General features: G+C 60.1%; 22 protein-coding genes and 1 pseudogene. 7 read left to right on the top strand and 16 right to left on the bottom strand.

The annotated features are described in order from the left end of the window. Positions 1-4: 4 nt before the first annotated feature. The 4 genes from BLO50_RS17635 to BLO50_RS17620 form a co-directional block, all read right to left on the bottom strand. The gene (locus tag BLO50_RS17635) at positions 5-1,585 is read right to left on the bottom strand and encodes an ABC transporter ATP-binding protein (protein ID WP_167354479.1); all 1,581 of its coding nucleotides are present in this window, start codon (positions 1,583-1,585) and stop codon (positions 5-7) included. Between the two features lie 180 nt (positions 1,586-1,765). Continuing rightward, positions 1,766-2,350 (bottom strand): IMPACT family protein, encoded by a 585-nt coding sequence (locus tag BLO50_RS17630; RefSeq protein WP_090255388.1) that lies wholly within the window; start codon positions 2,348-2,350, stop codon positions 1,766-1,768. Beyond that, entirely contained in the window at positions 2,350-3,021 is a 672-nt protein-coding gene (locus BLO50_RS17625) for a TetR/AcrR family transcriptional regulator (RefSeq protein ID WP_090255386.1), read from the bottom strand. The genes BLO50_RS17630 and BLO50_RS17625 overlap by 1 nt, the downstream gene beginning before the upstream one ends. Before the next feature lie 352 nt (positions 3,022-3,373). Then, positions 3,374-4,291, bottom strand: coding sequence for a LysR family transcriptional regulator (locus BLO50_RS17620; protein ID WP_090255384.1), 918 nt, complete (start codon positions 4,289-4,291; stop codon positions 3,374-3,376). 145 nt (positions 4,292-4,436) lie between these two features. Between BLO50_RS17620 and aptA the strand changes: the two genes are divergently transcribed. The 3 genes from aptA (at position 4,437) to BLO50_RS17605 (ending at position 8,565) form a co-directional block, all read left to right on the top strand. Further along, the gene (gene aptA, locus BLO50_RS17615) at positions 4,437-5,783 is read left to right on the top strand and encodes an omega-aminotransferase AptA (protein WP_090255382.1); all 1,347 of its coding nucleotides are present in this window, start codon (positions 4,437-4,439) and stop codon (positions 5,781-5,783) included. Positions 5,784-5,888: 105 nt separating this feature from the next. After that, positions 5,889-7,385 carry a CoA-acylating methylmalonate-semialdehyde dehydrogenase gene (locus tag BLO50_RS17610; protein WP_090255379.1) on the top strand — a complete coding sequence of 499 codons (1,497 nt, stop codon included), beginning with the start codon at positions 5,889-5,891 and terminating at the stop codon, positions 7,383-7,385. A gap of 409 nt (positions 7,386-7,794) precedes the next feature. Then, positions 7,795-8,565 (top strand): gamma-glutamyl-gamma-aminobutyrate hydrolase family protein, encoded by a 771-nt coding sequence (locus BLO50_RS17605; RefSeq protein ID WP_090255377.1) that lies wholly within the window; start codon positions 7,795-7,797, stop codon positions 8,563-8,565. Positions 8,566-8,663: 98 nt separating this feature from the next. Here BLO50_RS17605 and BLO50_RS17600 read toward each other — a convergent pair whose 3' ends face one another. Then, positions 8,664-9,929, bottom strand: a complete 1,266-nt coding sequence (locus BLO50_RS17600; protein WP_244152910.1) for a type I restriction endonuclease — start codon at positions 9,927-9,929, stop codon at positions 8,664-8,666. Positions 9,930-10,707: 778 nt separating this feature from the next. Between BLO50_RS17600 and BLO50_RS22380 the strand changes: the two are divergent. Then, a pseudogene (locus BLO50_RS22380) lies at positions 10,708-11,814 on the top strand (HAMP domain-containing protein); the annotation flags it as partial. A 15-nt stretch (positions 11,815-11,829) separates the two neighbouring features. Next, entirely contained in the window at positions 11,830-12,675 is an 846-nt protein-coding gene (locus tag BLO50_RS22375) for a methyl-accepting chemotaxis protein (protein WP_374725355.1), read from the top strand. A 56-nt stretch (positions 12,676-12,731) separates the two neighbouring features. Here the strand turns inward: BLO50_RS22375 and BLO50_RS17585 are convergent, their stop codons facing one another. From BLO50_RS17585 to BLO50_RS17570, 4 genes are all read right to left on the bottom strand, one after another. Then, a complete protein-coding gene (locus BLO50_RS17585) occupies positions 12,732-13,088 on the bottom strand; it encodes a hypothetical protein (protein ID WP_090255373.1) in 357 nt (118 codons plus the stop codon). Positions 13,089-13,342: 254 nt separating this feature from the next. Beyond that, entirely contained in the window at positions 13,343-14,548 is a 1,206-nt protein-coding gene (locus tag BLO50_RS17580; RefSeq protein WP_090255371.1) for a type IV pilus assembly protein FimV, read from the bottom strand. Positions 14,549-14,869: 321 nt separating this feature from the next. Then, positions 14,870-15,451: a DUF1415 domain-containing protein gene (locus BLO50_RS17575; protein ID WP_090255369.1), complete on the bottom strand. Its 582-nt coding sequence runs from the start codon at positions 15,449-15,451 to the stop codon at positions 14,870-14,872. A 79-nt stretch (positions 15,452-15,530) separates the two neighbouring features. After that, a complete protein-coding gene (locus BLO50_RS17570) occupies positions 15,531-16,256 on the bottom strand; it encodes an endonuclease (protein ID WP_090255811.1) in 726 nt (241 codons plus the stop codon). A gap of 316 nt (positions 16,257-16,572) precedes the next feature. On the opposite strand from BLO50_RS17570, the gene BLO50_RS17565 reads away from it, so the two are divergent. Beyond that, positions 16,573-17,283 carry a hypothetical protein gene (locus tag BLO50_RS17565; RefSeq protein WP_090255367.1) on the top strand — a complete coding sequence of 237 codons (711 nt, stop codon included), beginning with the start codon at positions 16,573-16,575 and terminating at the stop codon, positions 17,281-17,283. Positions 17,284-17,287: 4 nt separating this feature from the next. On the opposite strand, the gene BLO50_RS17560 is transcribed toward BLO50_RS17565, so the two are convergent. The 7 genes from BLO50_RS17560 to BLO50_RS17535 all read right to left on the bottom strand — a co-directional run bounded on the left by BLO50_RS17560 (position 17,288) and on the right by BLO50_RS17535 (position 20,923). After that, positions 17,288-17,482 carry a hypothetical protein gene (locus BLO50_RS17560; protein ID WP_090255365.1) on the bottom strand — a complete coding sequence of 65 codons (195 nt, stop codon included), beginning with the start codon at positions 17,480-17,482 and terminating at the stop codon, positions 17,288-17,290. A 27-nt stretch (positions 17,483-17,509) separates the two neighbouring features. Next, complete coding sequence (locus tag BLO50_RS17555) at positions 17,510-18,232, bottom strand: substrate-binding periplasmic protein (protein ID WP_090255363.1); 723 nt, start codon at positions 18,230-18,232, stop codon at positions 17,510-17,512. Positions 18,233-18,339: 107 nt separating this feature from the next. Continuing rightward, the gene (locus BLO50_RS17550) at positions 18,340-18,681 is read right to left on the bottom strand and encodes a zinc ribbon domain-containing protein YjdM (protein WP_090255361.1); all 342 of its coding nucleotides are present in this window, start codon (positions 18,679-18,681) and stop codon (positions 18,340-18,342) included. 50 nt (positions 18,682-18,731) lie between these two features. Then, the gene (locus BLO50_RS17545) at positions 18,732-19,226 is read right to left on the bottom strand and encodes an LEA/WHy family protein (RefSeq protein ID WP_090255358.1); all 495 of its coding nucleotides are present in this window, start codon (positions 19,224-19,226) and stop codon (positions 18,732-18,734) included. Positions 19,227-19,377: 151 nt separating this feature from the next. Continuing rightward, entirely contained in the window at positions 19,378-20,172 is a 795-nt protein-coding gene (locus BLO50_RS17540; RefSeq protein WP_090255356.1) for an outer membrane protein OmpK, read from the bottom strand. A gap of 222 nt (positions 20,173-20,394) precedes the next feature. Further along, positions 20,395-20,556 (bottom strand): hypothetical protein, encoded by a 162-nt coding sequence (locus BLO50_RS21840; protein ID WP_167354476.1) that lies wholly within the window; start codon positions 20,554-20,556, stop codon positions 20,395-20,397. 79 nt (positions 20,557-20,635) lie between these two features. Continuing rightward, entirely contained in the window at positions 20,636-20,923 is a 288-nt protein-coding gene (locus BLO50_RS17535) for a hypothetical protein (RefSeq protein ID WP_090255354.1), read from the bottom strand. A gap of 547 nt (positions 20,924-21,470) precedes the next feature. On the opposite strand from BLO50_RS17535, the gene putA reads away from it, so the two are divergent. Next, positions 21,471-25,412, top strand: coding sequence for a trifunctional transcriptional regulator/proline dehydrogenase/L-glutamate gamma-semialdehyde dehydrogenase (putA, locus tag BLO50_RS17530; RefSeq protein ID WP_090255352.1), 3,942 nt, complete (start codon positions 21,471-21,473; stop codon positions 25,410-25,412). The last annotated feature ends 234 nt before the right edge of the window (positions 25,413-25,646 follow it).

The following is a 25,646-nucleotide window of genomic DNA, read 5'->3' as shown; positions in this document are numbered from 1 at the left end:
TCCGTCAGCTCAGGCTGGCAGCAGCAGCTGCGAGCGGGCTTGTGATAGGGGGAAGCGGGGCGAATTCACCAGCCATCCAGCGGCCGACTTCAACCGCTTCGGTTTCTGCGGTGGCGGCCAGGGGCGAGAGCTTGCCGCTGCACAGCGCGCCGATGCGGTCGCTGATCTGGAACAGCTCGTCGAGGTCTTCGGAGATCACCAGAATCGCCGCGCCGGCATCGCGCAGGGCAATCAGCGCGCGATGAATCGCCGCCGCCGCGCCAACGTCCACGCCCCAAGTCGGGTGCGCCGCCACCAGCAGTTTGGGGTTCTGCAGGATTTCGCGGCCGAGGATAAATTTCTGCAGGTTGCCGCCGGACAGGCTGCGCGCGGGCGCATCGGCATCCGGCGTCTTTACCGCAAAGCGCTGGATAATCTCATCGGCCAGGGCTCGCACCTTGCCGCGTTGAATCAGCCCCTTACTCAGCAAACCCTGCTGGAAAGCGGTGAGCAGGGCGTTATCACTCAGGCTCATATCCGGCACTGCGCCATGGCCCAGGCGTTCGGCCGGAACAAAGGCCAGGCCCAGCTTGCGCCGCGCGTCCGGGTACAGGTCGGCAATCGGTTGCGTGTCCAGGCTGATGCGTTCGCGCTCGCTACGCGGCAGGCGGGTTTCGCCACTGAGCAGAGCCAGCAGCTCGTCCTGACCATTGCCGGCGACCCCGGCGATGCCGACGATCTCACCGCTGCGCACTTCCAGGCGAATTTGGCTGAGGGTGCAGCCGAACGGATCGGCGTTGTGCCAGCTGAGGTCATCCACGCGCAAACGCGGCAGACCGCCGCCAGCTTTCGGGTAGCTGCTTTCCAGCCCCTCGGCGTCGCCGACCATCAGCCGCGCCAGTTGCAGGTCGCTGCACTCGGCCGGTATGCAATGCCCCGACACCTTACCGCCGCGCAGCACCGTGGCGCTCTGGCACAGGGCGCGCACCTCGCCGAGTTTGTGGCTGATAAACAGAATGCTGCAGCCCTCGGCGGCCAGGCGGCGCAGGGTTACGAACAGTTCGTCGGCCTCCTGCGGGGTGAGCACCGAGGTAGGCTCATCGAGGATCAAGAGTTTGATGTCCTGCATCAGGCAACGGACGATCTCCACTCTCTGCCGTTCACCGATGGACAGGCTGTGCACCAGCCGGCCCGGTTCCAGGGCCATGCCATAACGCTGCGAGACTTCGCGAATCTTCGGCTCCAGCTGTTTCGGTGTACCAGCCGCCGCGCCCATAGCCAGGGCGATGTTCTCCGCCACGCTCAAAGTCTCGAACAGCGAGAAGTGCTGAAACACCATGCCTACGCCAAGGCTGCGCGCCATGGCCGGGTCGCGCATCTTCAGCGGTTCACCCTGCCAGCGAATCTCGCCGCTGTCGGGTTGGGTTACGCCGTAGATGATCTTCATCAGAGTGCTTTTGCCGGCACCGTTCTCGCCGAGTAGCGCATGGATTTCCCCAGGCGCGATGCTCAGATCGATACGGTCATTGGCCAGGCAGCCGGGGTAGCGCTTGCTGATACCGCTCAGCTGCAAGCGTGGAACAGAAGGGGAACTGGACATGGACAGAGGCTCGGGAATGACAACTGCCCTGGCTAAAGCAAAAAGCTGGCCAGTGAGTCAGAAAAGCCTGCCGGCGGCGTCGATGCAAGCCCTGCCGTAATACCACGCCATTAAGTGGCCCTAGCTTGGTGCAAGGCGGCGAGATGCTGGTGCGTTTTGGCGCAGTGCAGAGCGTTGCGCCAGGATTTAGAGCGGCCGCAGCTCACTCCGCCCACGGCTGATATCCGCCAGCAGTCGCTGCAACTCGGTGACCCGTGGCGCGGGGAGTGCTACGTGCAGTTCAGCCCCTGCGGCGTCGTAGGTTTCGCGTTCTAACAGGCAGTCGAGTTCCGTCAGGCGCGCCTTGAGCAGCGACAGTTCGGCGAACAGGCAATGGCAGCGATAGGACTCGCGGGCCACCAACTCGATGCGCGGTGCGCTTTGCAGGCATTTATTGGCGCTACCGCCGTAGGCGCGAGCGAGCCCGCCGGTGCCGAGCTGGATGCCGCCGTAGAAGCGGATCACCAGTACCGCCACCTGATCCATCTCCTGGCTCTCGATGGCTGCAAGGATCGGCCGACCCGCCGTGCCACCGGGTTCACCGTCATCACTGAAGCGGTACTGCTGGCCCACCTTCCAGGCCCAGCAGTTATGGCTGGCGCTGGCGTCGCTGTGCGCCGCGATAAATGCTTGCGCCTCGGCCGCGCTGGCAACCGGCGCGGCGAGGGCGATAAAGCGGCTTTTGCGAATCTCCTCGCGGTACTCGCAAGGGCCGAGCAGGGTAAAGGGCATCAGGCGTCTTTGGATGGCGGGGTTAGGCCGCAGCCCTTGAGGATGATGGCGATCAGCTGGTCGGCGGCTTCTTCGTAGTCTGCTTTCACCAGGCGCGAGCGACCGGTGACGCGGCAGATCTGCGAGGCAAAGTCGGCGTAATGCTGGGTGCTGCCCCATAGCAGGAAGATCAGGTGCACCGGGTCGACCGGGTCCATCTTGCCGGCTGCGCTCCAGGCTTCAAACACCGCCGCGCGGCCACGGAACCAGGTCTGGTAATCCTGATTGAGCATCTGCGAGAGGTGCTCGCCACCGCTGATCACTTCCATGGCGTAGATGCGCGAAGCTTTCGGGTGGCGGCGGGAAAACTCCATCTTGGCGCGGATATAACCGGCCAGCGCGATGGCGGGATCATCGTCCACGCTCAGGTTGTTGAAGGTGCTGTCCCACAGTTCGAGGATGTTCACCAGCACCGCCTGATACAGCCCCAGCTTGTTGCTGAAGTAGTAGTGCAGGTTGGCTTTCGGCAGCCCGACGTTCTGCGCGATGGTGTTCATGCTGGTGCCTTTGAAGCCGTGGCGGGCGAACTCTTCCTCGGCGGCCTTGATGATCGCCTCTTCGTTCTTCTGCCGAATCCGGCCGGCAGGTTTGTTGTTCGGATCGGCTCGGTGCGCAAGTACTTCAACAGTCATGGGCGGTTCCGCAGTGGTCAGGTTTTCGGACGAATGCACTGATAACCCAGCGCCGCTTAGGTGACAAGCGCAAGGGGCAGAAAAAGCTGGTTAAGCGCCATTTGCCGGGCCTTGTGCACTGTCTTTGTGCGAAAAACGACGCGTAACAGCAGGTTGTGCAGTGATCCAAAGCGCTGCGGATCAACAGGCTGTTGGAAAACGTAGGCGAGGCAGGCAAGACAAGGCGCTACGCCAGTAACAGCCTCCGGCTGGTCAAAACAGGCGAGGAAGCGGAGTTTACGAGCTGTAAATGAGCATTCCGAGCCTGTTTTTAACGCCGTATTGCCAACGCAGGTAGTTTTGCAGCGGCCTGTTAACCTTCGGCCAGGGCCTCCAGAAAGCTCTCCAGCACCAGGTGCGGGCGGCGGCCTTTGCGTGTCACCGAGGCTAGGCTGATGTCATAGAAGCGGCTGGCCGGTTTCAGCACGCGCAGGCGGCCCTGCTGCACCCAGGCTTGGGCGTAGTGGTCGGGTAGGTAACCGATATAGCGTCCGGTGAGGATGAGAAAGGCCATGCCTTCGCGGTCCGAGGCGCTGGCGGTGCAATTGAGCGCCTGGTAGTGGCTCTGCACTTCGGGCGGTAGGCGGAAGGTCGGCGCGATGGCCTCCTGGGCGTTCAGCCGCTCATCCTCCAACTGTTGATCATCGACATAGAACAGCGGGTGGCCGACCGCGCAGTAAAGGAGTGAACGCTCGTCATACAGCGCCTGGTATTCCAACCCGGACAGCGCCGTGACCTGCGGCACCACGCCGATGTGCAGGCGGCCGTCGAGCACACCTTGCTCCACCTCGCTCGGCGGCGTCATGCGGATGTGGATATGCACATCCGGGCCGCGCTCCTTCAACCGCGCCAATGCATTGGTGATGCGCATATGCGGCACGGTCACCAGGTTGTCGGTCAGGCCGATATTCAGCTCGCCGCGCAGGTGCTGGTGCAAGCCGTTGACCTCCGTGCGAAAGCTCTCCAGTGCCGCCAGCAACTGCTGGGTGCTCTGGTAGACCTCGCGGCCTTCTTCGGTCAGGGCAAAGCCGGCGCGGCCGCGTTGGCACAGGCGCAGGCCGAGGCGTTGTTCCAGGTCGCTCATCTGCTGGCTGATCGCCGAGCGGCCGATGCCCAGGGCGCTTTCCGCCGCAGAAAAACCGCCGCACTCCACCACGCTACGAAACAGCTTGAGCAGGCGGATATCAAAGTCGCTGACTTGGGCCAGTGGGTCGGGGCGGCGAGTGCTCATGGTGAGGTGCTCATGGTGAGGTCTTTGTTTAGCGAGCGCTTAACTAAAGATAAGAAGAGTCGTGTTTTCCTGACTCTAAGCCCGTGGCACCTTTACTGGCAACAGATTCGACTTTACCGCTTCAATCGCCCACACCGAGGCCACCATGAACATGCCGCAGATCGAAGTCCCGTCCCTGGCCAGCCAGCTCAAGCTGGATGCGCACTGGATGCCGTTTTCCGCCAACCGCAACTTCAAGCGCGACCCGCGTTTGATCGTCGGCGCCGATGGCAATCACTTCATCGATGACAAGGGCCGTCGCGTATTCGACAGCCTATCCGGCCTGTGGACCTGTGGCGCTGGGCACAACCGCAAGGAAATTCAGGAGGCCGTGGCCAAGCAGCTGGGCACCCTGGATTACGCGCCAGGCTTCCAGTACGGCCACCCGCTGTCCTATCAGCTGGCCGAGAAAATCACCGAGCTGACCCCAGCCGGCCTTGACCACGTGTTCTACACCGACTCCGGCTCCGAGTGCGCCGACACCTCGGTGAAGATGGCCCGTGCCTACTGGCGTCTGAAAGGCCAACCGAGCAAAACCAAATTTATCGGCCGTGCCCGTGGCTACCACGGCGTGAACATCGCCGGCACCTCGCTGGGCGGCATCGGCGGTAACCGCAAGATGTTCGGCCAGATGATGGACGCCGACCACCTGCCGCACACCCTGCAGTCGCACCTGGCCTTTACCAAAGGCATGGCGGCCACCGGCGGTGTGGAGCTGGCCAACGAACTGCTGAAACTGATCGAACTGCACGACGCCTCCAACATCGCTGCCGTGATCGTCGAGCCGATGTCCGGTTCCGCCGGCGTTATCGTGCCGCCAGTCGGTTACCTGCAACGCCTGCGTGAGATCTGCACCCAGCACAACATCCTGCTGATCTTCGACGAAGTGATCACCGCCTACGGCCGTATGGGCAAGTGGACCGGTGCCGAGTTCTTCGGCGTGGTGCCGGACCTGATGAACACCGCCAAACAGATCACCAACGGTGCGATTCCGCTGGGCGCAGTGATCGCCTCCAGCGAGATCTACAATACCTTTATGAACCAGGCGATCCCCGAGCATATGGTCGAGTTCGGCCACGGCTACACCTACTCGGGCCACCCGGTTGCCTGCGCCGCCGGCCTGGCGACCCTGGAACTGCTCAAGCGCGACAACCTGATCGAGCAGTCCGCTGCGCTGGCGCCGATCTTTGAAGACAAGCTGCACAGCCTCAAAGGCAGCAAGAACGTGATCGACATCCGCAACTGCGGCCTGGCCGGCGCGATCCAGATCAGCCCGCGTGATGGCGACCCGGTGATCCGCCCCTTCGAGGCCGGCATCAAACTGTGGAACGCTGGTTTCTATGTGCGCTTCGGTGGCGACACCCTGCAGTTCGGGCCAACCTTCAACACCACGCCCGAGCAGCTGGACTCCGTGTTCAACGCCGTTGGTGATGTGCTGAATAGCCTGGATTAAGCCAAACACTATTCCCTGTAGGAGCCAGCTTGCTGGCGATGCTTTTAAGGCTGATCGCCAGCAAGCTGGCTCCTACAAAACAAGATTTGTTATTAAGGAACTGCCATGACCATCGTTAACCACCTGATCCACGGCGAACTGACTGCCGGCACCGGCCGCAGCGCTGACGTGTTCAACCCGTCCACCGGTGCAGCCACCAAGAAAGTTGCCTTAGCCGACCGCGCTACCATGCAACTGGCTATCGACTCGGCCAAGAGCGCCTTCCCGGCCTGGCGCAACACCCCGCCGGCCAAGCGCGCCCAGGTGATGTTCCGTTTCAAGCAACTGCTGGAGCAACATGAAGCGACCATCGCCAAGCTGATCAGCGAAGAGCACGGCAAGACCATCGAAGACGCCGTGGGCGAACTCAAGCGCGGTATCGAGAACGTCGAATTCGCCTGCGCTGCCCCGGAAATCCTCAAGGGCGAGTACAGCCGCAACGTCGGCCCGAATATCGACGCCTGGAGCGACCTGCAGCCAATCGGCGTCGTCGCCGGCATCACCCCGTTCAACTTCCCGGCCATGGTGCCGCTGTGGATGTACCCGCTGGCCATCGTCTGCGGCAACTGCTTTATCTTGAAGCCATCCGAGCGTGATCCAAGCTCCACCCTGTATATCGCCCAACTGCTGATCGAGGCTGGTCTGCCGAAAGGCGTGCTCAACGTGGTGCACGGCGACAAGGAAGCGGTGGATGCGCTGATCGAAGCGCCGGAAGTCAAAGCCCTGAGCTTTGTTGGCTCCACGCCAATTGCCGAATACATCTACAGCGAAGGCACCAAGCGCGGTAAGCGCGTCCAGGCCCTGGGCGGCGCGAAGAACCACGCCGTGCTGATGCCTGATGCCGACCTGGACAACGCCGTCAGCGCACTGATGGGCGCGGCCTACGGTTCCTGCGGCGAGCGCTGCATGGCCATCTCCGTGGCCGTATGCGTAGGCGACCAGATCGCCGATGCGCTGGTCGAGAAGATCGTCCCGCAAATCAAGGCGCTGAAAATCGGTGCCGGCACCTCCTGCGGCCTGGACATGGGCCCGCTGGTTACTGGCGCGGCGCGTGACAAGGTCAAAGGCTACATCGATGCTGGTGTGGCCCAGGGCGCAAGCCTGGTGGTTGACGGTCGTGACCTGGTGGTGGCAGGCAACGAGAACGGCTTCTTCGTCGGCGGCACCCTGTTCGATAAGGTGACCCCGGAGATGACCATCTACACCGACGAAATCTTCGGCCCAGTGCTGTGCATCGTCCGTGTCGGCAGCCTGGAAGCGGCCATGCAGCTGATCAACGACCACGAATACGGCAACGGCACCTGCATCTTCACCCGCGACGGTGAAGCCGCGCGGTTGTTCTGCGACGAAATCGAAGTCGGCATGGTCGGCGTCAACGTACCGCTGCCTGTACCGGTCAGCTACCACAGCTTCGGCGGCTGGAAGCGCTCGTTGTTCGGCGACCTGCATGCCTATGGCCCGGACGGTGTGCGCTTCTACACCCGCAAAAAAGCCATCACCCAGCGCTGGCCGCAGCGCGCCAGCCACGAGGCGGCTCAGTTTGCGTTCCCGAGTAATGGCTAAGTAACACCCAGGGGGCTGATCGCAGGATCAGCCCCCTTTTTGGATGCGGATGACGATCGTAGGAGCGGCCTTGGCCGCGATTTTTCGCGACCATCCGTTTGTATGCGATCAGTCCCCTCGCCCCTCTGGGGAGAGGGTTAGGGAGAGGGGATAGTTGCCCGCTTTGCGGTGTATTCAGCCCTCTCCCCCAACCCCTCTCCACTAGGTGTGCCCCCAATAAATGGGAGAGGGGAGCAGTACCGCTTTACGCAACAAACCAGCCGCGCGGGCGCGGCGTTGGTGCAGTGACCGCAGGTTACGGCACCCCTTGGGTGAGCGGGTTCAGGGTTTCCTGGCCCGTAAGCCCGCTCTCCCAAGGGCAGCCCACTTCAATTATTTATGAAGAGGACTCCTTGCAATGAGCAAACCCATGATTGGCCTTCCCCTGTGCCGTTGGCAGCTGACCAGCCGTGATATCGGCTGGTTTCACTTGGTCGGCGAGAAGTACATCCACGCCGTCACCGGCTTCGGTGCCTTCCCGTTGATGATCCCCGCCTTCGGCGATGATCTGGACATGGACACCGTACTGGATAGCGTCAGCGGCATCATGTTCGGCGGCTCACTCTCCAACGTGCACCCCAGCTTCTACGGCGACGACCATCCCGGCCTCGGCCTGGCCGATAAACCCCGTGATGAAACCGTGTTGCGCCTGCTGCGCGCCTGTATTGATCGCGGCATTCCCTTCCTCGGCATCTGCCGGGGTATGCAGGAAATGAACGTGCTGTTTGGCGGCACCCTGCACCGTGAAGTGCATGAAGTTGAAGGTCGTCTCGATCACCGTGAGGTGAAGGACGTACCGGATGACGTGGCCTACGGCCCGATGCATAACGTGGCCCTGACCGAGGGCGGCGTGCTGCACACGCTGTTCGGCGAGCGGCAGATCAAGGTCAACTCGTTGCATGGTCAGGGTGTTGATCGCCTCGGCGATGGCTTGCAGGTTGAAGCCGTTGCCGAGGATGGGCAGATCGAGGCGGTAAGTGTGATTGGGGCCAAGGCGTTTGCTGTTGGGGTGCAGTGGCATCCTGAGTATCGCTATTGGGAGAAGGCGGATTACAACGCGCTGCTGGGGGCGTTTCATCAGGCGGCGAGGGAGTATCAGGTGAGGAAACTTGAGCGTCGCAGCGAGGCTGCGGTGGTCTGAGCCGAGTGGTGATTTAAACAAAAGGCCCATCGATTGATGGGCCTTTTTTGTTTTGAGAGTTGATGGGTATTGCTGTGCTTAACCCATGCTACGTGTTGTTAGTAGAAGCTTATGGTTGTTTTCAGTTGATCAGCAAAATCATAGATTTCGTCGAGTGAGCTGATGGGGTGGCGCGTTTCGTTCTTTTCTTGGTCGAATATACCGATATATTTTTGCGTGCGGTTGAAGTGCAAGCGGCATATCGGTTTGCGATTGTTATCGTCTAGCAATATTCCAAAGTAACTTTGAGTGTCGCGTTGAATAATGCGTTTGGAGTCAACAACGGAACGCACAATAGCTTTGACGATGTGATAGCCCTCAAGCTCTTCTAAGGTGGTCAGAACCTTGTCTTCTGTAGCGTCGTCAATTTGCTCATTCGCAGGGTCTGCTGGTGACGAAGTCGTGGCCGCGTAACTGGGTTGAATGGCTCCGCTCATTGCGGACTTTAGGCGGTCGTTGATTTGGTCGTTCAAGAATTGTGCGACTGCCTTGCGGGTCAACTCTGCAAATTGTTCGCGCACTTTTTGAGTGATCATCCCTTCGTAAACACGGGATGCAAAGAATTTTACGAAGTCGTCGTCAGGCTTGGTGAATTGAAGTGCGATTTGTTTTTTTATCTGGCTTACATACTTCAACTCGCCCGCTGCGTTGACTATAGATTCAACATCGAAGGCTGATTTTGTAAGTTTTACCAGTTCGGGTACCGCGTGCTCGTCGATATCTAGCAGATCGAGTTCAAGGAAGGGCTTCTCATCCATTTTGTTTGGGGCGTCAAGGTCAGTGAAGAATTTATAGATTTGACCATTAGTTAGGATTGAGATTCTGGCGTTTGTTACATGGAAGTAGCGGAAGAGCTGTGAGGCATGGTTGAGGTTAAGCGGTTCGCCAATTTTCTTACATTCGATCAGTATCTGAACTTCGCCATCTTTTAATATTGCGTAGTCAATTTTTTCACCTTTCTTCGTCCCAATGTCACAGACGAATTCTGGGGTTACTTCCCTTGGGTCGAATACGTCATAGCCGAGAACGGTGTTTATAAATGGCATGACAAATGCGTTTTTCGTGGCTTCTTCCGTTTTAATTGCACTTGCCTGCTGGCGGATTTTTGCTGAAAGGCTGTTTAACTTCTCGAAGAACTCCATGTTTAGCTCCTTGCTATTGATGCGGTATTTTTCTGTGCGCCCGTAGGATGGATTGAGCGTAGCGATACCCTTCAATAATGGCCATTCGAGATCATCATTCGTTTTGCTGTTCTCCTGCGGTAGCAGTGTCCTCGCCGCCTCTGCGTTGCCCGGTCTAACGGTTCCGCCCTTACGGCGGGTCACTTCTGGCAAACGCCCCAGAAGTAACCAAGAGGTCTTGCCCCTTGCATCCGGGTCTCGCTGCGCTCGACTTCCCTCGTTCCATCATTGCTCCAGGGGCCCGCCGCGAAGGGCCATCCCTGGCCCATCGCGGCTCTCGCGGCATCCATGCCGCTCAACCCCTTGCGCAACGATTCCACTCGGCCTTCTGATGGGGCGTTTGGCGTCGTCTGTGTAATCGCTGATTGAAAAGCAAAAATCATGGCGGGTTTCACCTGGCCACAAGTCTACGAACCCGTAGGAGTGGCCCATGGCCGCGATGCTTTGGTCTTTGTTCTGCTTTTGCCTTTCGCTCTGCCTTCCACAAATCACCCAAACAACGCGGTCCCCGGGTCCCGTCAGGAGGCCGGGTGGAGGTGCTGTGGAGAGGGGCGTTTGGCATGGATGCCAAACGAGGAACGATGGGCCAGGGATGGCCCACCGTGACGACCCTCGGAACAGCACCGGAGCGAGGGGAGTTGAGCGCAGCGAAACCCGGATGCCGGGTGTGCTTTCTCTTTGGTTACTTTCTCTTTGCACAAGCAAAGAGAAAGTAACTCGCCGTAAGGGCGAAACCAGTAAGCAGAGCCAATACACCGGCGGCGGAATACCTGCGATCAACCAGCCGCCGATTTACCGCGCCAGTCGCTTTTGCTCTGCAGCGTTGTCGTGGTGAGGCCAGCGCTGGCGCTGTCATACGCCTTAACTATCCTCTACAAGCGCCGATAGAGCGTATTACTGGCCAGCTAGAAGGCGATGTCCCATGAATATCAAATCCAAACTGTTGCTGAGCTTTCTGGTGGCAACCCTGATTCCGGTTCTGGTGGTGGCGCTGCTGACGATTCGCAATGTCACGCAGCAGGCTAAAGAGAACTTTCTGGTGTCCAGCAGCCTGGATATGAAGCTGGTTAACAACAGCTTTGCCACTTTCTTTGATTCGGTGGGCCACACCGTTTCCGCCCTGGCGGAATATCCCGCAGTGCAGGATGCCCAGAACGGCGAGCTGACCACCTACTTCGGTGAGGCGCGCAAACCGGGCGAGGTGGCGACCGCCAATGGTGGACGCGAGAAGCAGATCTTCGATTACTTCTCCAGCATCGGTAAGAACAACCCCACCTTCGGCTACGTGTACATGAGCGATACCAAGGGTGGCTATGTAGAGTGGCCGGGCACCGGGGATTACGGTGACTGGGACCCGCGCCAGCGCGAGTGGTACCCCATTGGCCGCGACGCCAATTTCACCCTGGCCCGTCGCGACGGTTATTACTGGGAGCCGGATGACGCGGTGTATGTCTCGGTGCTCAAGGGCTTCAAGGACACCGCCGGGCAGTTCGCCGGGGTGGTGGCGGTGGATGTGTCGCTCAAGGCGCTGACGGATATGGCGCAGAAGGTGCGCTTTGGTGAAACCGGTTTTCTGATGCTGGCGGAGGGCAGCGGCACCTTGCTGGTGGATGGTCTGCAGCCGGATAACAACTTCAAGAAGGTCAGCGAGCTGCCCGGCGAGCACTTTGCGGTTATCGGCAAAACCGAGAACGGCCTGGTGGAGGTGGAGATCGACGGGGTGGCTTATATGGCCAACGTTTACACCTCGCCTGAGCTGGGCTGGAAGTTTGTTGGCTTCAAGCAGGCGGACGAGATTTACGCGAGCGCCCGTGAGCTGACCTGGATAACCCTGATTGTCTGCGTGGTGCTGGTGCTGGTATTCGGCGCGGCAGGGGTAGTGATCGCCAACCGTATCGTCAACCCGATCAACCTGGTGAAGGACGGGCTACGCACGATCGCTCAAGGTGAAGGTGACCTGACCCGCCGCCTGGACCTGCTCAGCAAGGATGAAACCGGCGAGCTGGCCAAGTGGTTTAATCAGTTTATTGCGTCGATCCAGGGCATGATCCGTGTGATCAAGGAGAACGCCATCAGCATGGATGGGGTTTCCAGCGATACCAACAAGCGCACCACGGCGATGTCCGCCACGCTGCAACGCCAGTTGAGTTCGGTGGAGCAGATCGTCACGGCGGTGACCGAGATGTCCTCGGCGGCCAACGAGGTGGCCAAGACCTGCGTGCAAACCGCTGATGTGTCGGAGCAGGGGCTGGTGGCCACGCGCAATGGCAAAGAGGTGATCGCCCGCAGCACGTCCGGGGTCAACAAGCTCGGCGCCAGCATCCAGAACTCCAACAAGGTGCTTCAGGAGCTGGAGAAGGAAACGGTCAACATCAACAACATCCTTTCGACCATTCAGCAGATCGCTGAACAGACCAACCTGCTGGCCTTGAACGCGGCCATCGAAGCCGCCCGCGCGGGCGAGCAGGGGCGAGGGTTTGCGGTGGTAGCTGATGAAGTACGCAACCTGGCCAAACGCACCCAGGACTCCACCGAGCAGATCAACAATATCCTCAACCTGCTGGTCAATCGCATCAAGGAAGTGACGGTGAGCATGGACCAAAGCCTGGTCGAATCGGGCAAAGCTATCGTGCTGTCCGATGAGGTTATGGCCGCCTTCGAGAGCATTGAAGGCAAGGTGCAGATGATCCGCGACATGACCATGCAGATCGCCACTGCGACCGAGGAACAGCACCTGGTGACCGAGGAAATCAATCAGAACATTGTCGCCATCAACGACGCGGTAACGCAGATATCCGTGCAGGCCGCCGAGGTGGAGAGCTACGCCCAGGAACAAAGCGGCCTGAGCAGTGAGCTGAAACAGCTGGTGGTACGTTTCCGTACGGAGTAGGCCGGCCGCGCTGCTTTATACCGAGAAAAAGCCCCGCAATGGCGGGGCTTTTTTGTTTACCAGCGATAGCCGTGACCATAGCCGTCGTGCCGACGGTGTTTGTGGCCATGCCAACGTTTATGGCGCGGCCGCTCCTGTATGTAATACACCGGGGCCGGCTGGTAGTAGACCGGCTGGCGCTCGTAGTACACCCGTTGCGGAGGGTAATACGCTGGTGGCGGTGGGTAGTACTCGCGCGGTGGCGGAGCGTAAACCCGCGCGGGACGGCTCTGGCTGACAAGTACGCCGCCAATCACCGCGCCCACCACGGCTCCGGCAATCGCTGCGTCACGGTTGGAGGCCTGCGCTGGGGCCTGGGCAAACAGCGCCAGACTGGCCACCAGGCCGGTGATAAGGGGGATACGCGACAGCATGATCGAAACTCCTGTGCAAACCGGTCTTTCCCGGCTTGTAGTTTCGACACTGGGTGTTGCGCGGCATTGCAGGGCGCAATGTAAAGCCTGTGTAAAACAGTACGGCGCCTAATGCCTGGTGATAAGGCCGCCAGGGGGTGCGGGCTGACGGCGACCCATGAGGGCAATAGCGTTGCTGGTCAGCCTTGATAAGAGGAAGCCTCGCGGCATCAACCTAAGGGTATTACTCGGTAGTACCTGGTGGCGGCTTAGGCTTAAGGAATAGCGGGTGTCTGATTGCCGGTTGTAACAGCGGCGACGCCTGGTGTTGCGACTGATGCCTGGTTCTGTGCGGCCAGGTAGGCCTGTAACTTGGCCATCTGGTCGTTCTTTAATTGGATCAGGCGCTGCAGTTTATCGAGTTGGCTTTGCAGGTCGGCAATACGGCTTTTCAGCTCAGCGTTTTCACGATTGGTCGAATCGAGGCTTTCCTGGGTCATTGCCAGTTGATCAAGCAGGGCCTTGTTGCCTGCGTTGCCTTTGTCACTGCCGGTGCCCGCCTTGTCGCTGCCTTCGGCAACCAGTTTCAGGTTATCGCGGCGTTCAATTGTGGCTGGCGTAGCGGCTGCGGTATTGCGCTTACTGGCATCCAACTGGCGGGCGCTGGTAGCAACACTGCGGCTCTCACGCCAGGCAGCGGTTTGCTGGTTAACCTGCGCAATGGCGGCGCTTTGCGTGCGGCTGTTGATGTGTTGGGCATCGGGTAGGCGCAGCACCTGACCGCTTTTCATGCGGTTGATGTTGTTATCGATAAAGGCCTGCGGATTCAGCTCCTGGATCGCCAGCATGGCCTGATGCACGCTACCGCCAGCCCGCGCGCGGTTGGCAATGTCCCAGAGGTTGTCGTTGGCGGTGGTCGTGTACTCATTGCCTGCCAGTGGTGTGGCGGCAGCCGTGCTGGCGGATGCTGGTTGAGTTGCGCTAACTGCTGGGCGCGCTGCCTGTGGCTGTGTGCTCGGCAAAGCAGGCGCTGCGGTTACAGGCTGTTTTACTGCGGCAGGGATTACGCTTTGCGCGGTGTAGAGCGGTGGGTCCAGCAGCAGGGTGTACTCACGCTGCAACTGGCCATTGGGCCAGAGCACTTGCACCAGGAAGTTCAGGTAAGGCTCACGCATCGGCTTATTCGAGGTCACGCGGATAACGCTTTTGCCATTGGGCTTGAGGACCGGGGTAAATGTCAGGTCCGTCAGGAAGAACTGCCGATCAATCCCTGCCTTGTTGAAGGCTTCCGCAGAGGCCAGGGTCGGCATCACTTCGTTGGCGGCCAGGTCGCGGCTTTCCAGCAGTTCGATCTCCGCCACCAAAGGCTGGTTGAGTGCTGACTGCAGTGTTACTTCACCCAGCCCTAGCGCGTGCGCCATGCCGGATGACAGCGCCGAAGTCGCTGCAATTGCCAGCACCAGTTTACGAACCCGAGCCATAGCGTTATCCCTTGGTTGATCTGTTGATGGACCCGCGAAAGGGTCTTGAATCGAGTGCTGTTTTAGTTGCAGGCGGCCTGCTCAACACGCGGTTCGGCCTGCATGGGCCGCGTCGAAAGCGCTGGGATCTTATGGATTCATGCTGATTAATTGTGTTGATCAGCTAGCAAAACGCTCAAGATTCTTGGCATGAATTGCCGTAAATGCGTCATCGGTCGCGCGCGCCGCAGTTGCCGACGAGTGCCGGTAAGCAAGGGGCGGGTTGATGCTGTGTCGCTGCGGTGCCGTCAGGTGGTCTGACGGCACCCAGGGGGAGGGGGCTTAGCTGGTTTGTGCGTCTTTGCGGCACTGCGCCTGCAGGGCCGCCCAACCGTCGGCGCCGAGGTCTTCGAGGGTCTGGATATTGGCTTCGAAGATTGCCTCAGGCTCAGGGAACGCCGCCACGGCGCGGTCGATGCTGGCTTCACGGAGGATATGCAGCGTCGGGTAGGGCGAGCGGTTGGTGGCGTTGCTGAGGTCGTTGGCGGCCGTGTCGGCAAACTGGAACTGCGGGTGGAAGCTGGCCACTTGCAGGGTACCGCTGTAGCCGAGTTCGTCGAGTGCATCATCGACCACCCCGAGGAAGTCGTTGAAGTCGAGGAAGTCAATCAGGGCGGCGGGATGGATCAGTAAGGTGGTGTCCGTTTCGCTGGGCTCGCAGTGAGCGAGCGCATGCAACTCGTCGATCAGCATGCTGAGCAGTACTTCCGGCTCGCTGTTGGTACACACCACGTAGCGTACTTGCCCTTTGACCTGCACGGCCTTGGCGAACGGGCAGAGGTTCAGGCCGATCACGGCACGATCAACCCAGGCGCGGGTTTCGGCAATGGCGTGGGCTGCGCTCGGGAGGGTGGTGCTGGACATAGGGCAATACTCGGGCTGGCGTGGGGTGAAGTTTAGCGTCAATAGAGGCGTGCAGGGATCGCCGGGCGGTTGTTAGCGTTCAGCCGCTGGTGCGTTGTGGGTTGCCAGCGCGGCGTAATGGGCTGCAGCGGCCCGGATCGATGGCGCCGACATAAGGGTTGCCGTGGCCCATCACGCAGCCGACTTGCTGGTTGCGCCAGCGCTCCCACTCGCTGATCGGGTATTGGCGGTTCCAGGCCTCGTAGGTGCGTCGGTCGAGCTTGGACAGTTTCAGCTGGTAGCGTTCGGCCATATACAGATAGATACGCGCTGCTGCACCACGCGTATGGGCTGGCGGCATGGCGGTTTTCGCCTTGAAGTTGACCACCATCGGGCAGGCGCCGTACTGCGTGGGTTTGTCGCTGAGCATGCCTAGGGCGTAGTTGGAGCGGTCACCATTCACCTCACCGATGCTTGGCACCAGGTTGTGCAGGTCGGCTTCGGCGGCTTTGAAACGGGCGTCGTTGCGCGCGCAGTTCTTGCGTCCGCCGTCCTGCCAGCACTGGCGCTGATGGCCGATTACCCAAGCGGGCACCACATGCTCCCATTCCAGGCGCTGGGCACGGCGCAGCTGTTTGCGGGGGCTGTAGCCACAGCTGCCGAGGTCGACGCGGTTACCGCTGTACGTGCAATGGCAATAGAAGGTGCTGGGCCGTTCGGCATATAACCGCCAGGCGATTTTCTTCGCGGCACTGAAGGTTTTCGGGGCATCGGCAAAAGCGGGTAGGGCAACCAGCAGGCAAAACAGAACAAGCAGACGCAGCATGGGGCACTCGGCAGCCAAAAAGCTGCGGATCATACCGATTAAAGCGCTCTGCGACGGGCCTTTTGCCGCGCTGCTGATAAGCGGTTAGCAATCTTTTGCGCCTGAGGCGGTCTGTTGGCAGTCCACCTGAGCTTATGCAGCTAGGTGCTTGATTGTGCTGAAAGTCATGTATTCAGGAGGAAAACTGGCCAATCTGGATTTTGTTGCTAGCGTTACCCCATCACACCGCAGCGGACGACCTCCTCTGATGAGTACTGTGCAGTGTTGGCAATGGCTAAGAAATGGGCCCGTCTGGTCGGGCGGCAACGCTGTGGCAATGCGCCTGTCGGTGCTGGTTGTGCTGTTACTGGCGGTCAGTGGTTGCGCAACCCGGCAAGATCACCAGACCATTGTCAGCAACCGCAGTCCGATCAAACCCACCGAATTCTTCCAGAGCCATGCCGACCGTATGGCTACCCTGGGCATGCGCAACAACCTCAACAGCCTCTACCGTTTGATGGACAAGCTGTATCTGCGCAACCCCCGCGAGTGGCGTAAAACCGGTTTACCTGATGTGGAGTCCGCCAAACGCGCGGTGCACCGCGCCATTGAACTTGATCAGCCGCTTCCCCAGCTAGGCGGGCGCACTGATGTTGCGGCGCTGAGTTATGCCCTGAGTGCGGAGTACCAAGGCGATCGGGTGGGGGCGTTTATCTATTCGCTGGCAAGCATGCTGATTACCGCCCACGGCGGACGCACGGAGTACTACCTGAGCGATACGCTGGACCCGCAGTTTGTCCACAACGCTGCGCGCAATGTCGAGAAGGCCAGCTGGATGCTCGCCCAGCGCACCGATGCCGGCGGCAAGCCCTGGCTGCTGTCCAACGAGATTTCTGCCGAGGGGCATAACCTCAGCTATGCCGTGGAGTTCGGCAAGATCGTCGCGCGTCTGGATCTGCTCACCGATGTGCTGGATGAGCGCTATCGGCGCATGGGCGTGAGTTATGCCCAAAGCCTGCTGTTTATGAACTTCCTACCCGTGCAATAAACCCTCAGTAGCCTTCTTCCAAGCGTTTATTACTGTGCGCGTTGGCGGCTTCGATCTGCTGTTTCAGCTGTTCGGTCTGTTGTTGCAGTTGGCTGGCCTGCTCGGCTTGCAGGCTGGCAGTTGCGGCGGTTTCACCGAGACCGCAGGCGCTCAGAACCAGGGTGGCTGCGAGCAGTAAAAATACACGGGTGGCGCGCATGGCGGCTCCTGGCAAGTGGCGCGCGGCTTAATGCCAGCGCGAGTAAATGGTTTCCAGGGTGCCAGCCTGTCTTAAACGCTCCAGCGCTGCCGAGAACTGTTTGGCACGGGCGCTATCGCCTTTGGCGAAGGCTACATAACGCGGCATTTCCACCAGGGGTTTGGGCAGAATGCGTACGCTCTGTTCTGCGCGCTGCTCGCGAACGAAATACATCAGTTGCACACGATCACCGACGATCACATCAATGCGCCCGGCGAGCAGCATCGACACCAGCTGCCGTGGGTTCTGCGCACTGGTATCGCGTGACAGTTCGGCTTTGTCGAAATCCGATTGGTAGGCATACCCCCTTACCTGGCCAATGGTGAAGAGTGACAGATCGTCCAGTTTGTCCCAGTCGTTAAGGGCGGTTTTACGCGAGGTCATAAACACCGTTGAACCGGTACGGATCGGCCCGGCCAGCTCGTATTGCTGCATCCGTTCGGGGGTCCCGGCGAACTGAAAAGCCATGGCCACTTCACTGCGATCGATCATGCGCTTGACCCGCTCCCAGGGGTACAGGCGCAAGCTGTAAGGGATTTTGGCCTCTTGCATCACCGCCTCAACCAACTCCACATCCAGCCCGCGCGGCTGGTCATCCTCAATGGTGACAAAGCTATAGGGTGCAAACTGCTCATCGCCCACCACCTTCCAGGGTTCGGCTTGCACAGCCCAGGGCAGTAATAGCGTCAAGCACAGCGCAACAATACGCATGAGGTCCTCCAGGCGGGCGCCTCGAACGAGCGAATAGCTCTGTATTGATGCTAGCTAATGAAAAAAGCCCCGGCAGCTGACCGGGGCTTTTTTTGCTGGAAGTTGACTCAGACTTTGCGCACGAACTCGGATTTCAGCTTCATCGCGCCGATGCCGTCGATCTTGCAGTCGATGTCGTGGTCACCGTCGCACAGGCGGATGCCTTTGACCTTGGTGCCGACCTTGACCACCAGGGATGAGCCTTTGACTTTCAGGTCTTTGATCACGGTGATCGTGTCGCCGTCCTGCAGCACATTACCCACTGAATCCTTGATCACCTTGGCGTCATCTGCCGCGTCGCTCGCGCCAGTGGCCGACCATTCGTGGGCGCACTCCGGGCATACCAGCTGGGCGCCGTCTTCGTAGGTGTATTCGGAATTGCATTTAGGGCAGGGCGGCAACGTGCTCACGGCGGGTCCTTGATAGGTCGATAGGAAAAGGCCGCATATTGTATAGGGTTTTATGGTGTCGCGCCGGGCGCTGGCGGTTGTGGCCAGTTAAGCGTGCCACGGTCATTAAAACGCCAGGTGCCAAACAGGCCGTTGGCCAACTTGCCACGCAATTCATAGGGCAGCCCCTGGCCGTCCTGATAGCCGGCCATGCCCCAGGCCTGGCGCAGTGCGGCGTAGGCGGAAAGGCTGACCGGAATACGCAGGATGCTTTCACCGTAACGGGGTACTTGCCCGTGTTGGTCACTGACGCCACTGAGCAGCGGCTGCTGGTTGACCTGCAGCTCAAGGTCCACGCCGTCGAAATCGATGGGCCGGTCATTGGGGTTCTGTACCCGCAGTTTGATTGCGAAGCGTGCTTCCAGGCCTTCGCCGGGCAGCGGCTCGATACCGACCAGTTCGATGCGCAATGGGTCGCGCGTGGCCAGCGTGCTGCATGCAGCCAGGGTGAGCAGCAGGCTGACAAGCAGGGCGCGGAAGAATGTGCGGTGAAGTGCGTTGGGCATGCTGGGTATCCACTGCTGAGTAATCACAGAGTAGAAGACCCCGAGAGCGCGGCGATTACGCCGCAGCAGGGCAAATTAGCGCGAGAAGGGTTGTTGCAGGAGATGCCCGCCAGCCTGTAATCACAGGTGCTGGCGGGTTTGCTACTGAGTATCAGAAGTGCGCTTTTACCAACAGGCTGGCGGTGTTCTGATCGGTCGCGCCGACAAAGTTGTCGCTGACAAAACCGCTGTCTTCGATACCGTACTTGTCTTTCCAGTAGTCGTATTCGATACCGACATACAGCTGCTTCTCGCCCCAGTTCATGGCCTTACCCAGGTCGTACTTGATCTGTGGGTTGAAGTGCAGGTTGGCGTGGTAGCTCTTGTCGTTGTCGACCACCCAATCCATAAAGCCGTCGATCACGATGTCGGATTTACCCACCGGGATGGTGTAGCTCCACACCGGAGTGATCTGCCAGACGTTATCGCCGTCGCGCTTGCCATCGGTCGTACGGTTGTAGAAGTTCAGCGAGAAGTAGTCAAAGCCGGGGATAGCCAGGTCAAAGCCTGGGCCGATCAGGTAGGACTCGACATCGTCTTCACCGAATTCATAGGTAGTGGCCAGCAATACGTCCTTGATCGGGCCGAATTCCAGCTTGCTGTTGAACAGCTTGCCGAACGACAGGCGCGGTGAGAACTCGCCGTAGAAGGTGTGGCCGTCGCCTGCGCCATTGGTGGCGTCGGTGTTGTACTTGATGGTGTCGACGAAGAAGAACAGATCGCCGATAGCCCAGCCACTGGCGTGTTCAAAGGTCACGGTCTGCTGGATTTCCGGGTCAATCTTGTAATCCTGGCCATACAGGTAGGTCAGGCTGTTGTTCTGCCAATGCAGCAGGTCACCCGCGACGGCCTGGCCGCCCGCCAGAAGCCCGCCTGCCAGGACCAGAGAGGAAAGTGTACGGTTCATCAAGTGGTGCTCCCCAAAGTGCTGAATTATCGTTTTAAACCTGTCTGAGTGGTCAGGCTGTCGGAGCTTGAGCAAGAACAAGGCCAAGTCCTGAAATCGTTCACGGCGCCGCCAGATGGCGCGCGTCGGGCGCGCACTCTAGTGGTTTTTGGGGGGATGTAAATACGTTGCGTGCACTGATAACTGACCTGTCGGACAGTTTTAGCCTTAACTTGGTGCGCGCTAACTCTGTCGCGGCGTGGTGCTGGCGCGTCGTTTGATGGGCTTGCGTACAGGCTTATCGCTGCTCGGCACATGCAGGTAGGACATAACGCTTTCGGTCAGCTCCGCGGCCAGTTGCACGGCTTCCTTGTTGCGCGCCATGACGCCGGCGTTTTGGTGCATCAATCTCGCCGGAGATGATGACCTGTTCTGCGGCATGCTGGGCCGTTGAGTGCTTGTTTCGACTGCTCCGGGGGGGGCGTTAGACCTCGGTCCCTACCGTTTCCAGGCTCTGTAACACCACCTGTTCCAGTGCGTTGCTGGGCTCTGGCTGAGTGCCGGCCAGCTGGCCGAGCAGTTGCCATTGCTGATCCAGCTCGCTGTTGATCGCCAGCATGCGCTCGATCATCTTGTGTGCCGTGGCGTTCACGGCGTTGTCCTGGGTATTGAGCAGTTCAAATGACATCGCGGTGATGGCGGCTGTCAGGTGGGTGAGGGTGCGCGTGGACAGGCTGAGTAGCTCAGTCAATTGCGCTTCCTTGGCAGTCATGGTCATCTCCTTATGAATCCCCCCTTGAGCTTAACGCGACATTGTGTCGCCCGGCTATCCGCGCCATCGCGTTGATTCACTCGTCCTGCTTCTGTGCTGTTGGCTTCGCGCGCAGGTGGGCGGTTGCGCTAAGTGCAGGTGCACTCCGTCGGCCATTGCACGGATTTTGACCCGTTGTGCTTTGCTCTAGTGAGCAGGGATAAATGTCGCAGTGCAACCTTGTTGGTGTTTGGGTTGTACCTGTCGTCGGAAGCTCGATGCTTTTTTAAAACGAGCGTTTTCCTCAAGGTGTTGGCAATTTTTGCAAAAGCCTTACGGGCGCTGGGTTTTAGCCTGAAATGAGTGAGACTGCGCCCCGTGTTGTGCGGCAAAGAGTTGCGATTTTGTTTGGTTGCACCTAGTTGCACCCTGAGCCTTGTGAGGTTTAATCTCTCGCCAGATTTTTTGCGCCTCGCCTTCTATGGCAGCCACCCTGGTTGGTTGCGGAGGTGGCGCAAATTGCTTTCGGCGATTTTTTGCCGTGCTTCAGCCCATACAGGACAAACCAATGGCCACTACCACCCTTGGCGTAAAGCTCGATGATGCAACCCGTGATCGCCTCAAGCAGGCTGCGCAGTCGATTGACCGCACGCCGCATTGGCTGATCAAGCAGGCGATCTTCAATTACCTGGAGCAGATCGAGGGTGGTCTGACTCCGGCCGAGCATTCTGGCCTTGCCGCTGTGGCGGGCGAAGAAGTGGTGGAAAACCTGACTGAGCAAGGTTTGCAGGTGTTCCTCGATTTCGCCGAAAGCATCCTGCCGCAGTCAGTGCTGCGTGCCGCCATTACCGGCGCTTATCGCCGGCCGGAAACCGAAGCGGTACCAATGCTGCTGGAGCAGGCGCGTCTGCCGAAGGACATGGCCGAGGCGAGCAACAAGCTGGCCATGGGCATTGCCGAGAAGCTACGCAACCAGAAGAACGCCGGTGGCCGTCAGGGCCTGGTGCAGGGCTTGCTGCAGGAATTCTCGCTGTCCTCGCAGGAAGGTGTGGCGCTGATGTGCCTGGCTGAAGCGCTGCTGCGTATTCCGGACAAGGCCACCCGTGATGCGCTGATCCGCGACAAGATCAGCAACGGCAATTGGAGCCAGCACCTGGGCAACAGCCCATCGATGTTCGTCAACGCCGCCAGCTGGGGCCTGTTGATCACCGGCAAACTGGTGGCCACGCACAACGAAGCTGGCCTGGTGACTTCGCTCAATCGCATTATCGGCAAAGGCGGCGAGCCGCTGATCCGCAAGGGCGTGGACATGTCCATGCGCCTGATGGGTGAGCAGTTCGTCACCGGCGAAACCATCGCCGAAGCACTGGCCAACGCCACCAACATGGAAACCAAGGGCTTCCGCTATTCCTACGACATGCTCGGTGAAGCCGCGCTGACCGATGAAGACGCCAAGCGCTACCTGGCGTCCTACGAGCAGGCTATTCATGCCATCGGCAAGGCCTCTCACGGCCGTGGCATCTACGAAGGCCCGGGCATCTCGATCAAACTCTCGGCGCTGCATCCGCGTTACAGCCGCGCCCAGTACGAGCGCGTGATGGACGAGCTGTACCCGATCCTGCTCGGCCTGACCAAGCTGGCCAAGCAGTACGACATCGGCCTGAACATCGATGCCGAAGAAGCCGACCGCCTGGAGATCTCCCTCGATCTGCTCGAGCGCCTGTGCTTCGACCCGGCCCTGACCGGCTGGAACGGTATCGGCTTCGTTATCCAGGCTTACCAGAAGCGCTGCCCGTATGTGATCGACTACGTCATCGACCTGGCCAAGCGCAGCCGTCATCGCCTGATGATCCGCCTGGTGAAAGGCGCGTACTGGGACAGCGAGATCAAGCGCGCCCAGGTCGAAGGTCTGGAAGGCTACCCGGTGTATACCCGCAAGCCGTACACCGATATTTCCTACATCGCTTGCGCCCGCAAGCTGCTGGCCGTGCCGGAAGCGATCTACCCGCAGTTCGCCACCCACAACGCCCACTCGCTGTCGGCCATCTACCAGTTGGCTGGGCAGAACTACTACCCCGGTCAGTACGAGTTCCAGTGCCTGCACGGCATGGGCGAGCCGCTGTACGAGCAGGTGGTGGGCAAGGTTGCCGATGGCAAGCTGAACCGTCCGTGCCGTATCTACGCACCAGTGGGCAGCCATGAAACCCTGTTGGCTTATCTGGTGCGTCGTCTGCTGGAAAACGGCGCGAACACCTCGTTCGTCAACCGTATCGCCGACCACAGCATTTCGATCAAGGAACTGGTGCTCGACCCCGTGCAGCAGGTCGAGCAGATGGCCACGCAGGAAGGCGGCCTTGGCCTGCCACACCCGCGCATTGCTCTGCCGCGTGCGCTGTATGGCGACGCCCGCTTGAACTCCGAAGGCATCGACCTTGCCAACGAACACCGCCTCGGTTCGCTGTCCTCGGCGCTGCTGAGCAGCACCAACAACGCTTACAAGGCCATGCCGCTGCTTGGTTGCGAAGCGCCTGAGCTGAGCGAAGCGCAGCCGGTACGCAACCCGGCGGACCACCGCGACATCGTTGGCCATGTGCATGAAGCCAGTGAGCAGGATGTTCGCAACGCCGTGCTCTGCGCCGTGTCCAGCGGGCAGATCTGGCAGTCGACCCTGCCGGCCGAGCGCGCCGCCGTGCTCGACCGTGCCGCCGACCAGATGGAAGCGGAAATGCAGCAGCTGATGGGCTTGCTGGTGCGTGAATCCGGCAAGACCTTCGCCAACGCCATCGCCGAAGTACGCGAGGCGGTGGACTTCCTGCGCTACTACGCGGCGCAGGCGCGCAATCACTTCAGCAATGACAGCCACCGCCCGCTGGGCCCGGTGGTGTGCATCAGCCCGTGGAACTTCCCGCTGGCGATTTTCAGCGGTCAGGTCGCCGCCGCTTTGGCTGCCGGTAACACCGTGCTGGCCAAGCCGGCCGAACAAACGCCGCTGATCGCTGCGCAGGCTGTGCGCATTCTGCTGGATGCCGGTGTACCGAGCGGCGCCGTGCAACTGCTGCCGGGCCGTGGCGAAACCGTCGGTGCTGGCCTGATAGGCAACGAGCGAGTGCGTGGCGTGATGTTTACCGGTTCCACCGAAGTGGCCGGGATCATTCAGCGCAACCTCGCTGGTCGCCTGGATTCCCAGGGCCGCACCATTCCGCTGATCGCCGAAACCGGCGGCCTCAACAGCATGATCGTCGACTCCTCGGCGTTGACCGAGCAGGTGGTGGTCGACGTCGTGGCCTCAGCCTTCGACAGCGCCGGCCAGCGTTGCTCGGCACTGCGCGTGCTGTGTGTGCAGGAAGACGTGGCGGATCGAGTGATCAACATGCTCAAGGGCGCCATGGCCGAATACAGCCTGGGCAACCCGGAGCGCCTGAGCACCGATATCGGCCCGGTGATCGACGCCGAAGCCAAGGACAATATCGACCAGCACATCGAGAAGATGCGCGAGAAGGGTCGCAAGGTGTTCCAGAGCGCCCGCGCCGTGGGTGACGACATCAAACGCGGCACCTTTGTGCTGCCGACGCTGATCGAGCTGGACAGCTTCGACGAGATGCAGCGTGAGATCTTCGGCCCGGTACTGCACGTGGTGCGCTACCAGCGTGCTGACCTGGGCAAGTTGCTGCAGCAGATCAACGACAGTGGTTACGGTCTGACCCTCGGTGTGCACACGCGCATCGACGAAACCATCGCTCAGGTGGTCAACACCGCCAAGGTCGGCAACCTGTATGTGAACCGCAACATGGTTGGCGCTGTAGTCGGCGTGCAGCCGTTCGGCGGCGAAGGCCTGTCCGGCACCGGCCCGAAAGCCGGTGGCCCGCTGTATATGTACCGCCTGCTGGCAACCCGTCCGCAGGACGCAGTGGCCAAGCAGCTGCAGCAGGAAAATGGCGAAATCCAGCGCCCGGCAGAGCAGGCCAAGGTGATTCAGGCGCTGCAGGATTGGGCGACCAAGCATGAGCCGAGCCTGACTGCCCTGAGCGCGCAGTATGTCGAGCTGGCGCAGAGCGGCACCGTGCAGATGCTCAATGGCCCAACCGGTGAACGCAACAGCTACAGCTTGCTGCCGCGTGAGCATGTGCTGTGTCTGGCGGATGAGCGCAGTGACCTGCTTGTGCAGTTGGCAGCGGCTCTGGCCGTGGGTTGCCAGGTGCTGTGGCAGGAAAGCGAGCTGACCCGCGAGCTGTTTGCCGCACTGCCCAAGGCCGTGCAGCAACGCATCACCGTGCTCAGCCAGTGGAGCGAGAGCGAAACGGTGTTCGACGCGATCATTCATCACGGTGACTCTGATCAGCTGCGCGAAGTCTGCCAACTGGCGGCTCAGCGTCCTGGCGCGATTATCGGTGTGCATGGTCTGCACAAAGGCGAGACGGATATCCCGCTGGAGCGCCTGCTGATTGAGCACGCGTTGAGCATCAACACCGCAGCAGCGGGCGGCAACGCCAGTTTGATGACCATCGGTTAAACGGCTCTACGAGCATCCCACCCTGACCGGTTCCCCGGCCGGGGTGGTTGGCAACACCGGCTTACCGCCACCTCCAGACACCTTGCCCAGGTGTCTGATGCTGCACTGCAGCGCCCGTCGTACATCCGGCAACGGAGGGTTACCCACCCGGTACGATGCGTTTCTTCCCCTCTGGCATTTCGATGCGCTGCGCTCGCCTACCCGGCGGCGCAGGAACGGAGCTACCCGCTCCGT

This window comes from Pseudomonas peli, from assembly GCF_900099645.1.
Classification (GTDB): Bacteria; Pseudomonadota; Gammaproteobacteria; order Pseudomonadales; family Pseudomonadaceae; genus Aquipseudomonas; species Aquipseudomonas peli.
Note: the sequence above shows the minus strand (reverse complement) of the source record. Positions and strands in the feature narration are given on the sequence as shown.